Origin of the sequence: Natrinema salsiterrestre (genome assembly GCF_029502005.1) — an archaeon.
In the GTDB taxonomy this organism is placed as follows: domain Archaea; phylum Halobacteriota; class Halobacteria; order Halobacteriales; family Natrialbaceae; genus Natrinema; species Natrinema salsiterrestre.
Genome location: NZ_JAMQOT010000002.1, coordinates 517,803 through 532,702, shown reverse-complemented (window position 1 = coordinate 532,702; position 14,900 = coordinate 517,803). Strand labels below are relative to the sequence as shown.

20 protein-coding genes are annotated in these 14,900 nt (G+C 67.0%); 9 read left to right on the top strand and 11 right to left on the bottom strand.

Going from position 1 to position 14,900, the window contains the following annotated elements:
• Positions 1-80 precede the first annotated feature (80 nt).
• Positions 81-230: a DUF7560 family zinc ribbon protein gene (locus NDI89_RS08160; protein WP_226005492.1), complete on the top strand. Its 150-nt coding sequence runs from the start codon at positions 81-83 to the stop codon at positions 228-230.
• 34 nt (positions 231-264) lie between these two features.
• Here NDI89_RS08160 and NDI89_RS08155 read toward each other — a convergent pair whose 3' ends face one another.
• From NDI89_RS08155 to NDI89_RS08105, 11 genes are all read right to left on the bottom strand, one after another.
• Positions 265-717, bottom strand: a complete 453-nt coding sequence (locus NDI89_RS08155) for a pyridoxamine 5'-phosphate oxidase family protein (protein ID WP_277521035.1) — start codon at positions 715-717, stop codon at positions 265-267.
• A 107-nt stretch (positions 718-824) separates the two neighbouring features.
• A complete protein-coding gene (locus NDI89_RS08150; protein WP_277521034.1) occupies positions 825-1,238 on the bottom strand; it encodes a DUF8048 family protein in 414 nt (137 codons plus the stop codon).
• Positions 1,239-1,499, bottom strand: coding sequence for a MoaD-like domain-containing protein (locus NDI89_RS08145; RefSeq protein WP_277521033.1), 261 nt, complete (start codon positions 1,497-1,499; stop codon positions 1,239-1,241).
• 58 nt (positions 1,500-1,557) lie between these two features.
• On the bottom strand, positions 1,558-1,878 hold the full coding sequence (locus tag NDI89_RS08140; protein WP_277521032.1) for an AzlD family protein: 321 nt from the start codon (positions 1,876-1,878) through the stop codon (positions 1,558-1,560).
• Entirely contained in the window at positions 1,868-2,662 is a 795-nt protein-coding gene (locus tag NDI89_RS08135; protein ID WP_277521031.1) for an AzlC family ABC transporter permease, read from the bottom strand. Before NDI89_RS08135 ends, NDI89_RS08140 begins: the two co-directional genes overlap by 11 nt.
• Positions 2,663-2,755: 93 nt before the next feature.
• Complete coding sequence (locus NDI89_RS08130) at positions 2,756-2,965, bottom strand: hypothetical protein (RefSeq protein WP_277521030.1); 210 nt, start codon at positions 2,963-2,965, stop codon at positions 2,756-2,758.
• A gap of 74 nt (positions 2,966-3,039) precedes the next feature.
• Complete coding sequence (locus NDI89_RS08125; RefSeq protein ID WP_277521029.1) at positions 3,040-3,318, bottom strand: ubiquitin-like small modifier protein 1; 279 nt, start codon at positions 3,316-3,318, stop codon at positions 3,040-3,042.
• Between the two features lie 91 nt (positions 3,319-3,409).
• Positions 3,410-3,760 carry a hypothetical protein gene (locus NDI89_RS08120; protein WP_277521028.1) on the bottom strand — a complete coding sequence of 117 codons (351 nt, stop codon included), beginning with the start codon at positions 3,758-3,760 and terminating at the stop codon, positions 3,410-3,412.
• Positions 3,761-3,852: 92 nt separating this feature from the next.
• Positions 3,853-4,239, bottom strand: a complete 387-nt coding sequence (locus NDI89_RS08115; RefSeq protein WP_226005501.1) for a DUF7971 family protein — start codon at positions 4,237-4,239, stop codon at positions 3,853-3,855.
• Positions 4,240-4,337: 98 nt separating this feature from the next.
• On the bottom strand, positions 4,338-4,907 hold the full coding sequence (locus tag NDI89_RS08110; RefSeq protein WP_277521026.1) for a helix-turn-helix transcriptional regulator: 570 nt from the start codon (positions 4,905-4,907) through the stop codon (positions 4,338-4,340).
• A 103-nt stretch (positions 4,908-5,010) separates the two neighbouring features.
• Positions 5,011-5,865, bottom strand: a complete 855-nt coding sequence (locus NDI89_RS08105; protein ID WP_277521025.1) for a GNAT family N-acetyltransferase — start codon at positions 5,863-5,865, stop codon at positions 5,011-5,013.
• 856 nt (positions 5,866-6,721) lie between these two features.
• On the opposite strand from NDI89_RS08105, the gene NDI89_RS08100 reads away from it, so the two are divergent.
• The 8 genes from NDI89_RS08100 to NDI89_RS08065 all read left to right on the top strand — a co-directional run bounded on the left by NDI89_RS08100 (position 6,722) and on the right by NDI89_RS08065 (position 14,896).
• The gene (locus NDI89_RS08100) at positions 6,722-6,907 is read left to right on the top strand and encodes a hypothetical protein (protein WP_277521024.1); all 186 of its coding nucleotides are present in this window, start codon (positions 6,722-6,724) and stop codon (positions 6,905-6,907) included.
• Positions 6,908-7,215: 308 nt separating this feature from the next.
• Positions 7,216-8,244, top strand: a complete 1,029-nt coding sequence (locus NDI89_RS08095; RefSeq protein ID WP_277521023.1) for a Cdc6/Cdc18 family protein — start codon at positions 7,216-7,218, stop codon at positions 8,242-8,244.
• Positions 8,245-8,317: 73 nt separating this feature from the next.
• A complete protein-coding gene (locus tag NDI89_RS08090) occupies positions 8,318-9,181 on the top strand; it encodes a VOC family protein (RefSeq protein WP_277521022.1) in 864 nt (287 codons plus the stop codon).
• A gap of 148 nt (positions 9,182-9,329) precedes the next feature.
• Positions 9,330-10,022, top strand: a complete 693-nt coding sequence (locus NDI89_RS08085; RefSeq protein ID WP_277521020.1) for a RecA family protein — start codon at positions 9,330-9,332, stop codon at positions 10,020-10,022.
• Positions 10,022-10,303, top strand: coding sequence for a DUF8156 family protein (locus tag NDI89_RS08080; protein ID WP_277521019.1), 282 nt, complete (start codon positions 10,022-10,024; stop codon positions 10,301-10,303). Before NDI89_RS08085 ends, NDI89_RS08080 begins: the two co-directional genes overlap by 1 nt.
• A complete protein-coding gene (locus NDI89_RS08075; protein WP_277521018.1) occupies positions 10,300-12,504 on the top strand; it encodes a type B DNA-directed DNA polymerase in 2,205 nt (734 codons plus the stop codon). The genes NDI89_RS08080 and NDI89_RS08075 overlap by 4 nt, the downstream gene beginning before the upstream one ends.
• Before the next feature lie 242 nt (positions 12,505-12,746).
• Positions 12,747-13,211, top strand: a complete 465-nt coding sequence (locus NDI89_RS08070; protein WP_277521017.1) for a response regulator — start codon at positions 12,747-12,749, stop codon at positions 13,209-13,211.
• On the top strand, positions 13,208-14,896 hold the full coding sequence (locus NDI89_RS08065; protein WP_277521016.1) for a bacterio-opsin activator domain-containing protein: 1,689 nt from the start codon (positions 13,208-13,210) through the stop codon (positions 14,894-14,896). Before NDI89_RS08070 ends, NDI89_RS08065 begins: the two co-directional genes overlap by 4 nt.
• Positions 14,897-14,900: the final 4 nt, after the last annotated feature.

Genomic DNA, 14,900 nt, shown 5'->3' with positions numbered 1-14,900 from the left:
CATCGAACCGCAACCCTATATATACTGGACCTACAGCTATACGGTAGACGGCCGAAGTTTCACGCGACTCACCACCCGACATGAGTAGATACGAGTTCACGTGCCCGGAGTGCGGGCAGGAGATCGAGGTCAACGAATCGATGCGTGAGGCCACGCTATCGCACGGCTGCCCGGTCTGTAGCGCGTCGGTCGGATCGTCGGATTTCGTCGCAGAACAAGAGACGAACTAATCCCACCTGACGGCCGCCGCTCCGACTCCCCTTCTCACTCCTCGCGATCGATTTCCGTTCGCCGCCCGCCGAGCGTCGCCGGTACGAGACGGTAGAGTTCGATGTTCAGTTCGTCTTTTCCGTCGGCCCAGATCTCGAACAGCGGCCGCTTCGCCTCGCCGTACTGGGCGATCTGGTCCGGCGTCAGATCCGACGGCTCGATGCTCTCGAGCTCGCCGGTGGCGATAACGCTCCGGTATGTCGAGTCCGCTTCGTCGTAAACGACGAGTCGCGCCTGGGGCGTCGACTCGAGGAACTGGCGCTTCTCGCTGTCGGGCGTCGATACCATCCGCATGTAGAACTCCCGCTCGTCGTCGTCGTAGCCGTACGAGATCGGAATCGCATAGGGTTCGTCCGTGCGCGCGAGCGACAACACCCCCGTCTCGTGACGAGTGAGGAAGTCGTCGATCTCGGCGTCGGTCATTTCGGTCTCCTGGTCGATAGCCATCGTTTCAGTGGTTTGCCAAAGGTGAAACACGATCTTTATAGTTGCCATCGACCGCGAGGAGCGTCGCCGCGACGGTGCCAGCGCACCGCGGCGCGTCGCATTCGATCTCACCCGGGATACTCGCCGTCGTCACCGTTCGTCTCGCTCTCGGGGGTCTCATCCGCGTCGGTCCCGATGACGACCGGTTCCCGGATCTCGAGCGCCGTTTCGAACTCGTCTTCGCGGTCCGTCCGCCGGCCGATCCGCAGCAACTGTTCTTCGTGTGCCCGGCGGATCGCCGAGAGCTCGCGGTCGGTCACGCCGATCTCGTCGCCGACCTCTTCCCAGTGGCCCCAGTCGACGAGGAATATCTCGAGGTCCTCCCCCGCGTAGAGCCGTTCGTACTCCCGTCGATACCGCTCGAGCGCCGGGGCGAGCGCTACCTGAGCGCGCTCGATCAGGTCGGGCAGGCGGGTCCCCGGCACGCTCGCCTTGGCCGCGGTGAGCAGGAGGACCTGCCCCTCGATCGGCTCGCCCGCCATTTATCCACCCGCGCGCATCGCCTTCTGTGCGAACTTCTCGACGAGGGGATCGAGGGTGTCTTCATCGCCCTCGAAGGCGATCGTGATCTCGGTCAGTTGCAACGAGGGCCCGACGTCGACTTTCTCCGAGGAAAAGGTCGCGCTCCAGTCTTCTCCCTCGACGGTGTCCTCGGCGACCTGTTCGCCGCCCAGATTCGTCAAATACCGGACCACGAGCCGTTCGGAGATCCCGCGAAAAGAGCGACTGACACGAGCTACCATGCCGTCGAGTTCGACCGCCGGACGCATAAAGTCACGTTCGCCGGTAACGGCGTGTCAGTCACCCAATTGCTCGGAACAGGACCACGGCCCCGACGCCGCCACACAGCGACAGCAGGATGCTCTCCGTTCGCCACATGACCACCACGACGATTCCGGCAGCGCTCCACTCGGCCGGCCCGCCCGCCGCCAACTCCGGTGCGAGGATCGCGATCACGATGGCCCCCGGCAGGACCGAAAGTCCCGCCTCGAATCGCTCGCTCACCTCGATCCGGCGCAGGAGCCAGAGGCCGCCGACCTTCGTCAGCGCCGTCACGAGCGTCATCGCGAGGATGACGCCGACGACGAGCGGATCGAGCGCGAACGCCCCCTCACCGACCATGGCGGATCACCTCCACCGCCGCGGCTGCGAGCCCGCCGAGCAGGATGTACCACCGGCCCGGCAGGAACTCCGCAGCGGCGACGGCGATCGCGAGCGCGACGAGCCACGGGAGGAGCGTCGAGCGCCCCTCCCAGAGGTCGGTCGCGAGCGCGACGAACACCGCCGTCAGGACGAAGTCGATGCCGTACTGGGCCGGATCGCCGATCGCGCCGCCGGCGGCCGCCCCGACGATCGTCGACGCGACCCAGAAACACCAGATCGCGATCCCGGTTCCCAGGAGGAACGCCCCCCGGCCGCTGCCGGACTTGAGATCGCGCATCGTCAGCGCCCAGTTCTCGTCGGCCATCAGCAGGAGGCTCCCGTAGCTTCGGAGCGGCGAGAGCCGCTCGAGCCAGGGGCCCAACGCCGCGCCCATCAGCGAGTACCGCAGGTTGATCGCGAGCGTCGTGACGACGATCGTCGCGACCGGGAGCGGCTCCGCCCAGAGTTCGACGGCGACGATCTGGGCGGCACCCGCGAGAACCGTCGCGCTCATCAGCGTCGCCTCGGCGACGCTCAGCCCGGCTCGACGGGCGAGCATCCCGAACGCGACGCCGTAGCCGCCGACGCCGAGCGCGACCGGGACACAGGTCAGAAAGCCGGCGCGGACCCCCGCTCGGTCGAAGGTTATCGTCTCGCGGCCGTCCGCTACCGGCGATCCGCTATCGGCCGCCGGCTCGTCCGACGCTCGGTCGGCGTGCGCACCCGGGCTGGGATCTGTCTCGTCGCCGTCGGTTCGCGTCACGTTCGCCTCGAGTCGAACGAGGCCTAAAGCGTTCTCGAAATCGCCCCCGGCAGGCGGTCGTCTCGATCGAGTCCCGCGAACTCCGTCGTTCGGTTACGCCCCGTAGAGGAGCAGTGCCAGCGCGACGACGCCCGCGGCGAGTCCGTACAGCGGCCCGCTCGTGACCCACAGGGCGATTGCGATCAGGACGAACACGAGGCCGGCGAACAGACAGAGCTGCTGGGCGAGCGTCCTGTTCTCGTTGCGATCGAGGAGCGTGTCGAACCCCAGCTCGAGCACCAGTTCGACGACTGTATCCAGCATACGCGTCGGTATTATTCAGACGGAGAAAAGGTCTAGGTAATTCCGAATACGCCGCTGTGACCGTCGGCGGCCGATCATCCGCCGGCGACCGGCGGAAACACCGACACCACGTCGCCCGGTTCCAGCGACGTGTCGACTCCCTCCATGTGAACCACGTTACGGCCGTTCTTCAACACGCTCAGCTGCGGTCGGATCGTCCCGCCCTCGACTAACTGTCCCGCGAGCCCGTCGTACTCGGCCTCGAGTTCGCCGAGCACGTCGCCGACGGTCGCGTCGTCGTCGACGGTTCGCGTTCGCTCTTTCTGGCCGACGGCCTCACGGAAGGTAGCGAAGAACCGGAGATCGATTTCCATACCGTCCAAACGCGTTCGGACGACATAAGTCCGGGCGATGGCGTCGTCGATTCCCGCGATTCACGCCGCCGATCCGCGGTCGGGACCGCGCTCAGGCCGTCGATGCCGCCGGCGACGACGTGTACGAGACGGAGTCGACGCCGGCAGTCCCGAGCGCCTCGTCGATCGCGGTCGCGCCCACCTCGGTCGCCTCGTCGGCGTCGTCGGCCTCGACGGTGACCGCGACGGTGAACTCGAGCGCGATCGTGTACGGGTCGAAGGGTGCGGTCGGATGTTCGTACACGGCCGCGTCCTCGATCTCCCAGTCGGTGATCGGTCCCTCGTCCGCGAGGGACTCGAGGGTATCCGCGAGCGTCGCCGTCGCCTCGTTGCAGGCGGTCGTATCGGACCCCCCGTGAAGAGTGATCTGCGTCGTTCCGGTGCGGGATACAGCGAACTTCATGCCGTCTCTATGCAGTCCCGGAATTTGACGTTTTGGGAGCCGACAGTACGGGATTCGGCGGCCGATCGGTCCGGAACGCCGACCGACGGTCGCTACAGGTCCTGCAGTCGAATCCCGTCCTCGACCAGCCGCTGGTTTCGCTCCCGGTCGAGGTGCTCGCCGAGCTCCTCGTGCTCGTGGAGCTGCGCGATCACGTCCGCGTACAGCGTCCGCCACGCGATCGCGTAGATCGGCGACTGGCCCCACGCCCGCAACTCCGGCACGAACGCGTCGTAGGTCTCGTAGCGCTCCTCGAAGCGATCGATCGCCTCGAGGACCTGCCCGGCCGCCTCGCGCTCGTCGTCGGCCTCCTCGAGGATTCGGTTGAACTGGGTCTCCCAGCCCGCGACCGCTTTCTGCATGTCCGCCGCCGCGCTCTCGTCGTTGTCCGGCAACTGGTCGAGGATCGGTTCCGGCACGCCCAGGGAAATGTCCTCCATGCGAGCGGATATGCGATCGACTGGCAAGAAAATGTTCCCGTTCGGTCGTCACCCCGACGAACCGAAACCGGCTCGACGGACGTTACTGGAGAGTATCGCTATCGGTCGCGTTGCAGGTCGTTCACCCACTCGAGATACGTCTCGGTGAGACGGATCGTGAGCTCCTGGAGTTCGCGTCGATAGCCGCGTGGATCCGGGACGGCGTCTTCGTGGCCCGTTTTGATATCGACCCACCGATCGCGCACTCGCTCGAACTGGTCGGCGAGCGCCGCGAGTTGGTCGGTTTGCTCGGCGGCCGAGAGGTGATGGAGGAAGCCGAGCTTCAGCATGAACTGCGGCTGCCGCGTCGGGATATCGTCGTCCGGTATCGGCTCTTTCAGGAGCTCGCGTAGTCGATTGCGGCCTCCGTCCGTGATCGCGTATTCCACTCCGCGATGGGATCCGTCGTCGCCACTCGGTGAGACCGCCACGATGTGCTCGTCCGCTCGAAGTCGTTCGAAGGCGGGTTCGAGCGCTCCGTGGCCCGCGGTCCAGTACCGGCCCACGTTGTGCTGGAGCCGATCGCGAACCCGCTCTCTGTCGGCGGACTCCTCCGCGAGGACGCCTAACACCCCGAGTTCCGCGAGTCGGTTCGGTTCCATGGTCTCTGCCACAGTATCGATCGCCATAGTAGTACTCCCTCACGGGGCGGAGACCCCCCGATTCGATCGTTCGAGCGGAGCGAAACGGACTGTCGCGAGAACGGGGTTTCGCCTCTCGGTCGGCGCTCGATCAGGGCCACGTCGCCAGCATGATCTCGTCGACGAACTCGCCGTCGAGACAGTACTGGCCCTCGTGTTCGCCCTCGCGCTGCCAGCCGTTCTCTTCGAGGAACTCGATCGCGGCCTCGTTGGTCGCCGGCAGGTTCTGATAGAGCTTCCGATAGCCCGCGTCCGTCGCCCACTCGCACCCGTACTCGAGCAGCGACGAGCCGACGCCCTGTCGCCGATATTCGGGGTCCACGCCGACGGTGATCTCGGCCGTGTGACGGAGCGACGAGAGTTCCGGTGCGTCGACGTGGACCCAGCCGACGATATCGCGGTCCGCCATCGATACGTCGTCACCCGTTTCCGCGCCGTCCGGTTCGGCGTCGGCCGGTTCCTCGCCGAGTTCCGCGACGAAGAAGACCCGCGAGCGCTCTTCGTTGGCCCGCACGAGTGCCCGCTCGCGCTCGAGTTCCGTCGCGACGTTCTCGGCGACGACGTACGTCCCGTCGTCGGCCACCGTCCGCATCGTCTCGACGACGCCGTCCCGGTCTTCCTCGTGGGCCGGCCGGATCGTGACGGTGCCGTCGTCGCACTCGAGGTCGGTCGTCGTCGCCGAGAGCGCGATCCGGAGTTTGCCGTCGACGTCGGTCAGGTACCCCTCCGTCTGCAGCGTCTCGATACACGACCGGAGGTCGTCGGGCGCGGGCGCGACCGTCTCAGTGTACGTTCCCGATCGAGCGGGCTTCGAGTGGGCGCGACCGCCGTCGACCTCGATCGATCGCGCCAGTTCGTCCGGCGTGACGGCCCCGTTACGCTCGACGTATTCGTAGACGCGGCGCTGCAGATCGGTCTCGAACGACTCGACTGGGTGCGTACGCATACCGACTCGGCCACCGACTGGGGTATTAGTATGCGATCCGTATCGGCTGCTACTCGCGATCCGCAGTGGCGAAGCGACTGATTTCCTGCCGTCTCGAATACCCTCATAGCGCCCTCAGTGCCGTTTTTCCCGGTCAACCTTCCATTAGCTTCGTTCTCTCCGCCGGTCGGCGTTCGCTCGAGCCGGAGTCGGAATTGATATAGCAGTATACGATTCACGAAACGCTAGTCCCCGGCTAAACGGGACGAGACGCGCACAGCCGAGTAGCTGCGCCGACGGAGATCTCGACTCCCGGGACCGCGGACGTGGTTTCCGGACGCCCGGAATCGCCTCCGAAGCCTCGACTCCATCTCGTCACGCTGACGTCGAACAGCCGTGAGTGGGACTCGACCACCGTCGGGATGTCTCAGGCTACTCGCATCGCGAGGATCGGAAACCGGGGTCCAGCGAAGCCTGGCGATCAGTATACTGCGAGCGTGGGGCGACCCTGTACTGCGATTGTGAGTCGAAAACCAGTGTTACTCGTGCCGGTGTCGCTCGAGTTCGATCTGCGTACCTCCGCTCGTGAAGCGACGATCGGTTTTCGACACCACCGCTGCTCGAGTGTCGCTCCCGTCTACGCAACGTCTCGCACCGCGTATCGGTCGGCGTTCACGTCCGTCCCGACCCTCGAGCGACGTGTGTCGTAAAACACCGTTTCCGACACGTGAACCCCGGGAGTGAGACGCTAGAACCGCCGTTCAGTTCGGCCTCAGAGGACCGCCCGTCGGTGGCCGGATCGTAGCGGGAGGTCCCGACGGGAACACCTCGATGACCGAATAGCGAACACCCGTGGGAAGACGATCGCTGCGATACGGTGGTCCGACTCGAACGCTTCGCCGGCACATCGCTGTCGGCGTTGCTATTCGTCAAGCGGGTGGCCATCGCCGTCCCGCTCAAAGGGACGGTCGACGAGACGGCGCTGAGCGATCCGAATTCGGTCGCGGTCGATAGCCGCGATCGAGATCCGACGCCGACCGGCTCGAGGGCGAGTCGAACCTGACGGGCTGCCGTCGCAAACCCGGCTGCTCGATCGAACCGAGCGCCGGTAGGCGAATCGAGCTCCGGTCTGCGTCTGACTCGTGCGCTATCGCGCCCGATCGGTTCCGAAAGCGACTGTCGTTCCGATAGTGCCCTGTTCGGCTTCCCTCGGTGCCGGATCGGTTGTCTCGCTCAGCCGCCGGTATCCCGGCCGAAACGGTCTATTCGAAGCTGATAAACTAAATATCGCGATATGGAACTGGCGACGTTTCGGAAGTATCGGAAACGGCCCGGCGTCGTTTAATATCATCGAGACCGAACGGTGCCGATGTGATCGTCGACGGCCGCGTCCTGCGCGAGGATTTCGTGCCCAGCGAGGTGGTTCACCGCCACGACGAGGTGACCCTCCTCTCGGAGACCCTCGAGCCGCTGGTGTACGGCGGCCGGCCGGATCCAGCCTTCCTGTTCGGGCCGACGGGCGTCGGCAAGACCTGCATCGCTCGCTACACGCTCGCCCAGCTGTGTGAACAGGAGCCGACGGTCCGGGTGGCGTACGTCAACTGCTGGCAGGAGTACACGCGATTTCGGGTGCTCTACAGCGTCCTCGAGGCGGTCGACCGAGCGGTCGACGTCCACCGGTCGACGCCGAAGGACGAACTGTTCGACCGGCTCTCCCGGATGGACGACCAGCCGATCGTCGTCATTCTGGACGAGGTCGACCAGTTGGAGGAGACGGCCGCGCTGTACGACCTCCATCGGCTGCCCCACGTCTCGCCCGTGTTGATCGCCAACCGCGAGGTGGAGCTGTTCGCGAGCTTCGACGATCGGGTGCGCTCGCGGCTCCACGCCGGGACTCGCGTCCGGTTCGACCGCTACGGCACCGACGAACTCACCGCGATCCTGGCGGAACGGGCGTCGAAGGCGCTCGAGCCGGAGTCGGTCGGGAACTCGCAGCTGCGGACGATCGCCGACGCCGCGTCGGGCGACGCCCGCGTCGGAATCGGCATCCTCCGGTCGGCCGCCCGCCGCGCGGATCGGGAGGGGGCGGAGTCGATCACGGCGGAGACGCTCGAGGCGGCGATCCCGGACGCGCGGACGGCGATCCGCCGGAAGACCATCGACGGGCTGATCGAACACCAGCGGGTGCTGTACGACGTGATCGACGAGGCCGGCGAGATCGAGCCCGGGGACCTCTACGCGGAGTACGAGCGGCGCGTCGAGGAGCCGAAGACCCACCGCACGCTGCGAAACTACCTGACGAAGATGGTTCACTACGACCTGATCGAGGCCGTCGGCGAGCGCCGGGGACGGACCTACCGGCTCGTCGACGGGCCGGGCGAGGACGACGGCGAGCAGTAGGGGCGACTCGAGCACCGCCGGATCCACCGGCGGCGAAAGAGCCACTTACGAGGCTCGCGCCCGTAGGTGACGTATGACTCCAGTTCCAGCGCTCCCGGACGAGACTCGCCCCGGTCGGAGCGCGCTTCGCGTCGCCGACGCCGCGGTGACGATCGACTTCTATCGCGACGTCGTCGGCCTCCGCGTCCAGCATCGAGACGGGCCGAGGGTAACGCTCGGCGCCGGCGAGCGCGCCCTTCTCGTGTTGCTCGAGGACCCGGCCGCCGAGCCGCGCGACGAGCGGGAGACCGGGCTCTACCACAACGCGTTCAGGGTCCCCTCCCGCGTGGCGCTGGGGGCTGCACTCGAGCGCGTTCGCGAGGGGTGGACGCTCGACGGCGCGTCCGATCACGGCGTCAGCGAGGCGCTGTACTGTACCGATCCGGAGGGAAACGGCGTCGAGATCTACCGCGATCGACCCCGAGACGCGTGGCCGCGCACGGAGGACGGCTCCGTTCGCGCGGCCGGCGCGCCGCTCGATCTCGAGGCGCTCGCGGCTGCAGCCGACGACGGGGCGGGCTCGAACGGTTCGCAACTGGTACCCGACGGAACGACGCTCGGTCATATCCATCTCGAGGTGTCCTCGCTCGAGGCGGCCCGGTCGTTCTACGCGGAGCGGCTGGGATTCGACGTGTCGATGTCCTTTGCACCCGGTGCGTGCTTTTTCGCGGCGGGCGGCTATCACCACCACGTCGGGGTGAACACGTGGAACCAGCGGTCGACGCCGGGCGAGGGACTGGGGCTCGCGTGGGTCGAATTCCTCGTTCCGGACGGAGATCCAGTCGATGCGATCCGGGAGCGCCTCGACGACGGTGACGGGTCGGTCACCGCGATCGACGGCGGCATCGAACTCGCGGATCCGGACGGAATCCGGATTCGAATACGACCGGCGGAGTGACAGGGTTCGAGGTTTCGGAATCGGTATCGGAAACGCGGATTTTCCCGGAAAAAGCGGTCTTAGCGCTGATTTCAGCGCTCGAGCGACTTTCGGAACTGTCGGAACCCGGCGTCCGTCGCTTATGCCCCGCTGGCTCGAGGCCTCGTGTATGCACCAGTTCGAACTCGAGTCCGGGGTCACGCTGTTGAACGTCCCGTCGCCGCGGTCGGGGATCGTCCACCGGCTGGTCTGTGACCGGCTGGCCGACGGCGAGCGGGGAGACGGATCGGCCTACTGGATCGACGCGCGATCGGCGGCCTCGACCCACGCACTGTACGACCGTGCCCCGAGCCCGCGCATACTCGAGGATCTGCGGATCGCGCGAGCGTTCACCGCGTACCAGCACCACTCGCTGGTTCGGACCGTCGCTCGGCGGGCCGAGCCGTCGACGAGTCTCCTCGTCGCGCCCAACGTCGCGGCTCTCTACCGGGACGACGACCTCGCGGCGTGGGAGCGCGAGGACCTGCTGGCCGCGAGTCTCGAGACGCTCTCGGAACTGGGACGGGTGCTCGACTGTCCCGTCCTCGTGACGCGCGCCGGCGGCGCCGACGACGCTGCGACCGGCTCCGGGCTGCTTTCCGAGTACGCCGACATCGAGATCGACTGCGTTCGGACGCGCGAAGGGCTCCGACTCGAGCCGGCGGACGAGGAAGCCGATGCGGCGGTCGCGACCGCGGGGTACTGGCACGGCAGCCAGTGGCAGACGACGATCCCCTACTGGGTCGAGCGCTGCGGGGCCGTCGACGCGGTCGACCCCGTCGTCGCCGCGCACGATCGGGGCCTGCTCGAGGTGAGCGGCTGATGGGTCGAACGAATCCGACCTACCGCGACGCCCTCCGGCGGATCGAGTCCGACTGGGAGCCGATGCGGCGGGCGCTGCGCCGGGAGTATCAGTCGGATTTCGATCGGCTGTTCGATCGGGCGCGCGAGTTCGCCGACGCGGCGGGGTACGCCAACCCGCCGGCGCCCGAACGGGCCCTGTTGCTCTCGCTCCTGCTCGCTCACGAGGTCGAACTGCGGCGGCTGCGGACGGAACTCGAGGCCAGGAAGACCGACGGAAACGAAGCGGATCAGTCGCCATGAGTCCCTATACGTTCGAGTTCGAGGACGGAACCGTCCGACAGTGGCGGCTGACCGAGAGCGGTGCCGAGTCCGCGACCGTGACGGAGTACACGCCGTCGCTGTTCGTCGCCGGGCCGGACGACGCGCTGGCGGACCTGAGCGAGCGCCTCGCGTCCGATCCGAAAGTCGCCGCGACGGCCCGCGAGCGGTGGGCGACGAGCCTCCACGAGGCCCACGCGGGCGAGCGGAGTCGGGTCCTGCGCGCCGACCTCGAGCGCGTCGGCGAGGTCCGGACGCTGGCCCGGGAAATCCGGGGCGTCCACGGGCGCGAGACGCAGGCTCCGGGAACGTTCCGCCTGTTCGACGTGGACCTCGCGCCGGGGTTCCGGTACTGCCTCGACCGCGGGCTCGATCCCACGCCGGACCGCGACCTGCGAACGCTTCGGCTCGCGCTCGACGACGCCGCGCTGGCCGACGGCGACCTCTCGGCGCTGGAGCTGAGCGGTGAGCCCGTCGACGGCGACGAACAGCGGACGCTCCGGACGCTCGACCATCGTCTCGAGCGCCGGGACCCGGACGTCCTCGTCGTGAGCCACGCCGATCTCGTCCCGCTGCTCGAGCGACGGGCGGAAGCGCTGGGGCTCGAGAGCTTTCATCTCGGTCGGAAACCCGGATGGACCCGGCTGGCGAGCGAGAACACGTACGCGAGCTACGGGCGGGTGGGCCACTCGCCGTCGCGGTATCGGGTTCCGGGGCGGGCGATCATCGACGCGTCGAACAGCTTCCTCTGGCACCAGTCGGGACTGGCGGGGATTCGGTACATGGTCGAGCGGACCGGCCGGCCGCTACAGGAGGCCGCGTGGGGGAGCATCGGCACGCTGCTGACGTCGCGACAGATTCGGCTGGCCCGCCGGGAGCGGGGCGTGCTCGCGCCGTGGAACAAGTGGGAGCCCGAACGCTTCAGCGACGTCGAGACGTTGCACGCGGCCGATCGGGGCGGGTTCACGTTCGCACCCGAGGTCGGGTTCCACGAGGACGTCCACGAGATCGACTTCGCCTCGCTGTACCCGCGGATCATCTGCGAACGCGACGTGAGTCCGGAGACGGTCGGCTGTGACTGCAGGGTCGGCGACAGCGACCTGTCCGCTGCCGACGGCGATGGCCACCGCGTTCCGGAACTCGAGTACGACGTCTGCGGGGTCGACGCTTTCCTTCCCGCCGTCCTCGAGCCCCTCATTTCGGAACGGGCCGGGATCAAGCAGCGGCTCGAGGGCGATCTCCCCGAGGAGGAAGCCGCTCGGCTCCGCGCCGAGTCGGGCGCGATCAAGTGGGTGCTCGTCTCCTGTTTCGGCTATCAGGGCTATCGAAACGCCAAGTTCGGCCGGATCGAGTGCCACGAGGCGATTAACGCCTACGCTCGGGAGATCGCGCTGACGGCGAAACGCCGCCTCGAGGACGCGGGCTGGCGGATCGTCCACGGAATCGTCGACAGCCTGTGGGTCACGCCGCGGGTCGACGATCCCGACCCCCTGTCGGACGTGATCGGCGAGGTGTCCGATACCGTGGGCATTCCCCTCGAGCACGACGGCAGCTACGAGTGGGTCTGTTTCGTCCCGCTGCGCGATTCCGTCGGATCCGCCGACGGCGGCGATACGCCGGGAAGTGCGGTCCCATCGGCGGGCGCACTCACGAAGTACTTCGGCAAGCGGACGGGCGGCGAGTACAAGTTCCGCGGGATCGAGCTGCGCCAGCGGAGCACGCCGGCGTTCATCGCGGACAGCCAGCGCGCGTTCGTCGAGGCGCTGGACCGCGAGCGCGACCCCGAAGCGGTCTGTGACGCGCTCGGTCGCCGACTGACCGAGCTTCGCGAGGGGGCGGTCGAGCCGGCCGATCTCGAGATCACGAACCGCGTCTCGAAACGGCTCGCCGACTACGGCCAGCGGACCCATACCACGGCGGCGCTCCGGCGATACGAGCGCCGCGGGATCGACCGCCATCCCGGCCAGTCCGTCGACTACGTCGTCACCGACGACGACGCTCGAGGCCCCGAACGCGTTCGGCTCGGCCTCGAGGAGCCGCGAACGTACGACGCCGACTACTACGCGACGCTGCTCGTCCGGGCGTGCGAGAGCGTCGTGTCACCGCTCGGCTGGGACGAGCGCCGGATCCGGCGCTCGCTTCGCGACGGACGGACGGTTCGGCTCTCGACGTTCGTCGAGTGATCGCCGTGCGCTCGTTCACCTCGTCACGACCGTTACGTTGGTCTGAGAGTTAGTTTCATCAGCGAATTGAGCGCTACCTTTACACCGATCGACCGATTCTATAATCGTACTATGACTGCCGTCGAGTTATCGATACGTCCCTGCGGCTCTCGTATCCGGTATCCGGAGGCCATCGCGGAACTCGAGCGGAGTTTCGTCGAGTCGCTCGGAAGCGGCTCCTGCCGATATGGGTTTACCGATCAATGAACGACCAAAACAGTTTCCGGGCCGAGCCGGCACAGATTCTGCTCGTCGAGGACAACCCCGGCGACGTTCGCCTGACCAGGGAGGCGTTCAAAGCGGGGCGGATCGAGAACGACCTCCACGTCGTCTCCAACGGCACCGAGGCGCTGGCCTTTCTCTCCCAGCAGGGGGAGTACGCCGACGTCCCGCGGCCGGATCTCGTCTTGCTGGACCTCAACCTGCCGGGCAAGGACGGCCAGGACGTCCTCGAGGAACTGAAGGCCGATCCGTCGCTGCGATCGATTCCGGTGATCGTGTTGACGAGCTCGCGGGCGGAGGAAGACGTCGTCACGTCGTACGACCTTCACGCGAACGCCTACCTCACGAAGCCGGTCGATCCCGACGAGTTCATCGAGACCGTTCGCGCCTTCGAGAAGTTCTGGTTCTCGGTCGTGCGACTGCCGCCGGAGGCGGATAACGTATGAGCGAATCGGACACGCAGACCGGCGACGGGGAGGTGGCAGCCGCCGAAGCGCTCCAGATCCTCCTCATCGAGGACAACCCGGGTGACGCCCGCCTGATTCAGGAGATGCTCCGGGACACCGAAGAGCTCGCGCAGCGAGTCCATCCCGGTGAAGCGACGGGGCAGACGCCGGAGATCTCCCGCGAAACTCGCCTCGAGGACGGGATCGACGTGATCGACTCCGAGCCGACCGATATCGTTCTCCTCGATCTGAACCTCCCCGACAGCGAGGGCGTTAATACCCTCGAGGCGGTTCACGAGGCGGCCGCGGAAACGCCGATCGTCGTCCTGACCGGGGTCCGCGACCAGCAGGTCGGCGTCGAGGCGATCCAGCGCGGTGCACAGGACTTCCTCGTCAAAGACGAGGTGACGAGCGAACTGCTGATCCGGACGATCCACCACGCGATCGAGCGCGCCAAACAGGAGCGAGAGCGCCGCCAGCAACGCGAATACCTCGAGACGCTCAACCGACTCAACCGGATCGTTCACGATATCACCCACGCGGTGATCACGAGCGAAACGCGTGCGGATCTCGAACAGCAGGTCTGCGATCGCCTCGCCGCGTCCGACGCCTACCGGTTCGCGTGGATCGGCGAGGTCAACCCGGGGAGCGATCGCGTCGTCCCGAAGGCGGCGGCCGGCGTCGAAGAGGGGTACCTCGACGAGATCGACGTCACGGCCGACGGGGACGACGAGGCCGGACAGGGGCCGTCGGGAACGGCGATCCGGACCGGACAGATCCAGGTCATGAACGAGATCCAGACGAACCCCGAATTCGAGCCGTGGCGTGAACAGGCGCGTGCCAGAGGCTACCACTCCTCGGCGGCGATCCCGATCGTCTACGAGGACCTCGTCTACGGCGTGTTGAACGTCTACTCGTCGTCGTCCCGGGCGTTCGACGGGCCGGAAACCGGCGTCCTCGCTCGGATCGGGGAGGTCATCGCGCACGCGGTCACGGCGATCGAACGCAAGGACGCGCTGGTCAGCGACGCCGTCGTCGAACTCGAGTTCCGCATCGACGAGATGGCCGAACCGCTGGTCGAGCTCACGACGACCGAATCGTGTACGATCGAGTTCGAGCAGCTGGTCGGCGGCGACGAGGTGTTGCTCGCCTACGGCACCGCACGCGACGTCTCGCAGGAAACGTTTGCCGACGCCATCGACCGGACCGACGGCATCGACGACGTTCGCTTCCTCTCGGTCAGACGGGACGAACTCGAATTCGAACTCGTCGCTCCGGCGGCCGTCTCGTTGTTCGAGACGATCGCGACCCACGGCGGCCACGTCGCGTCGGCGACGATCACCGATGGGGAGTTTCGATTCGTCGTCGAGCTCCCGCGGGGCCGGGACACCCGCCGGATGATCGAACTCATCAACACCCGGCGCGACGACGTCACGTACCTCGCACAGCGGACCACCGAACGCAGCGAGCGCACCGGCTCGTCCGTGCCCTCCGTCCTCGAGGAGGAACTGACCGAGAAACAGCGAGCGGCGATCGAGACGGCCTACTTCGCGGGCTACTTCGACTGGCCGCGGGGGAGTACCGGCGAGGAGATCGCCGAACGCCTCGGGATCGCGCCGGCGACGTTCAACCAGCACCTCCGGACGGCCGAGCGGAAGTTCTTCACCGCCGTACTCGAGGAGTAATCGG

Bases quoted from the DNA above. Each gene is read 5' to 3' on its own strand.
- NDI89_RS08075 (WP_277521018.1), top strand. From the start codon at position 10,300: ATGAGTCCCTATACGTTCGAGTTCGAGGACGGAACCGTCCGACAGTGG.
- NDI89_RS08125 (WP_277521029.1), bottom strand. From the start codon at position 3,318: ATGGAAATCGATCTCCGGTTCTTCGCTACCTTCCGTGAGGCCGTCGGC.
- NDI89_RS08110 (WP_277521026.1), bottom strand. From the start codon at position 4,907: ATGGCGATCGATACTGTGGCAGAGACCATGGAACCGAACCGACTCGCG.
- NDI89_RS08115 (WP_226005501.1), bottom strand. From the start codon at position 4,239: ATGGAGGACATTTCCCTGGGCGTGCCGGAACCGATCCTCGACCAGTTG.
- NDI89_RS08120 (WP_277521028.1), bottom strand. From the start codon at position 3,760: ATGAAGTTCGCTGTATCCCGCACCGGAACGACGCAGATCACTCTTCAC.
- NDI89_RS08155 (WP_277521035.1), bottom strand. From the start codon at position 717: ATGGCTATCGACCAGGAGACCGAAATGACCGACGCCGAGATCGACGAC.
- NDI89_RS08145 (WP_277521033.1), bottom strand. From the start codon at position 1,499: ATGGTAGCTCGTGTCAGTCGCTCTTTTCGCGGGATCTCCGAACGGCTC.
- NDI89_RS08090 (WP_277521022.1), top strand. From the start codon at position 8,318: ATGACTCCAGTTCCAGCGCTCCCGGACGAGACTCGCCCCGGTCGGAGC.
- NDI89_RS08160 (WP_226005492.1), top strand. From the start codon at position 81: ATGAGTAGATACGAGTTCACGTGCCCGGAGTGCGGGCAGGAGATCGAG.
- NDI89_RS08065 (WP_277521016.1), top strand. From the start codon at position 13,208: ATGAGCGAATCGGACACGCAGACCGGCGACGGGGAGGTGGCAGCCGCC.
- NDI89_RS08140 (WP_277521032.1), bottom strand. From the start codon at position 1,878: ATGGTCGGTGAGGGGGCGTTCGCGCTCGATCCGCTCGTCGTCGGCGTC.
- NDI89_RS08070 (WP_277521017.1), top strand. From the start codon at position 12,747: ATGAACGACCAAAACAGTTTCCGGGCCGAGCCGGCACAGATTCTGCTC.
- NDI89_RS08085 (WP_277521020.1), top strand. From the start codon at position 9,330: ATGCACCAGTTCGAACTCGAGTCCGGGGTCACGCTGTTGAACGTCCCG.
- NDI89_RS08105 (WP_277521025.1), bottom strand. From the start codon at position 5,865: ATGCGTACGCACCCAGTCGAGTCGTTCGAGACCGATCTGCAGCGCCGC.
- NDI89_RS08150 (WP_277521034.1), bottom strand. From the start codon at position 1,238: ATGGCGGGCGAGCCGATCGAGGGGCAGGTCCTCCTGCTCACCGCGGCC.
- NDI89_RS08080 (WP_277521019.1), top strand. From the start codon at position 10,022: ATGGGTCGAACGAATCCGACCTACCGCGACGCCCTCCGGCGGATCGAG.
- NDI89_RS08130 (WP_277521030.1), bottom strand. From the start codon at position 2,965: ATGCTGGATACAGTCGTCGAACTGGTGCTCGAGCTGGGGTTCGACACG.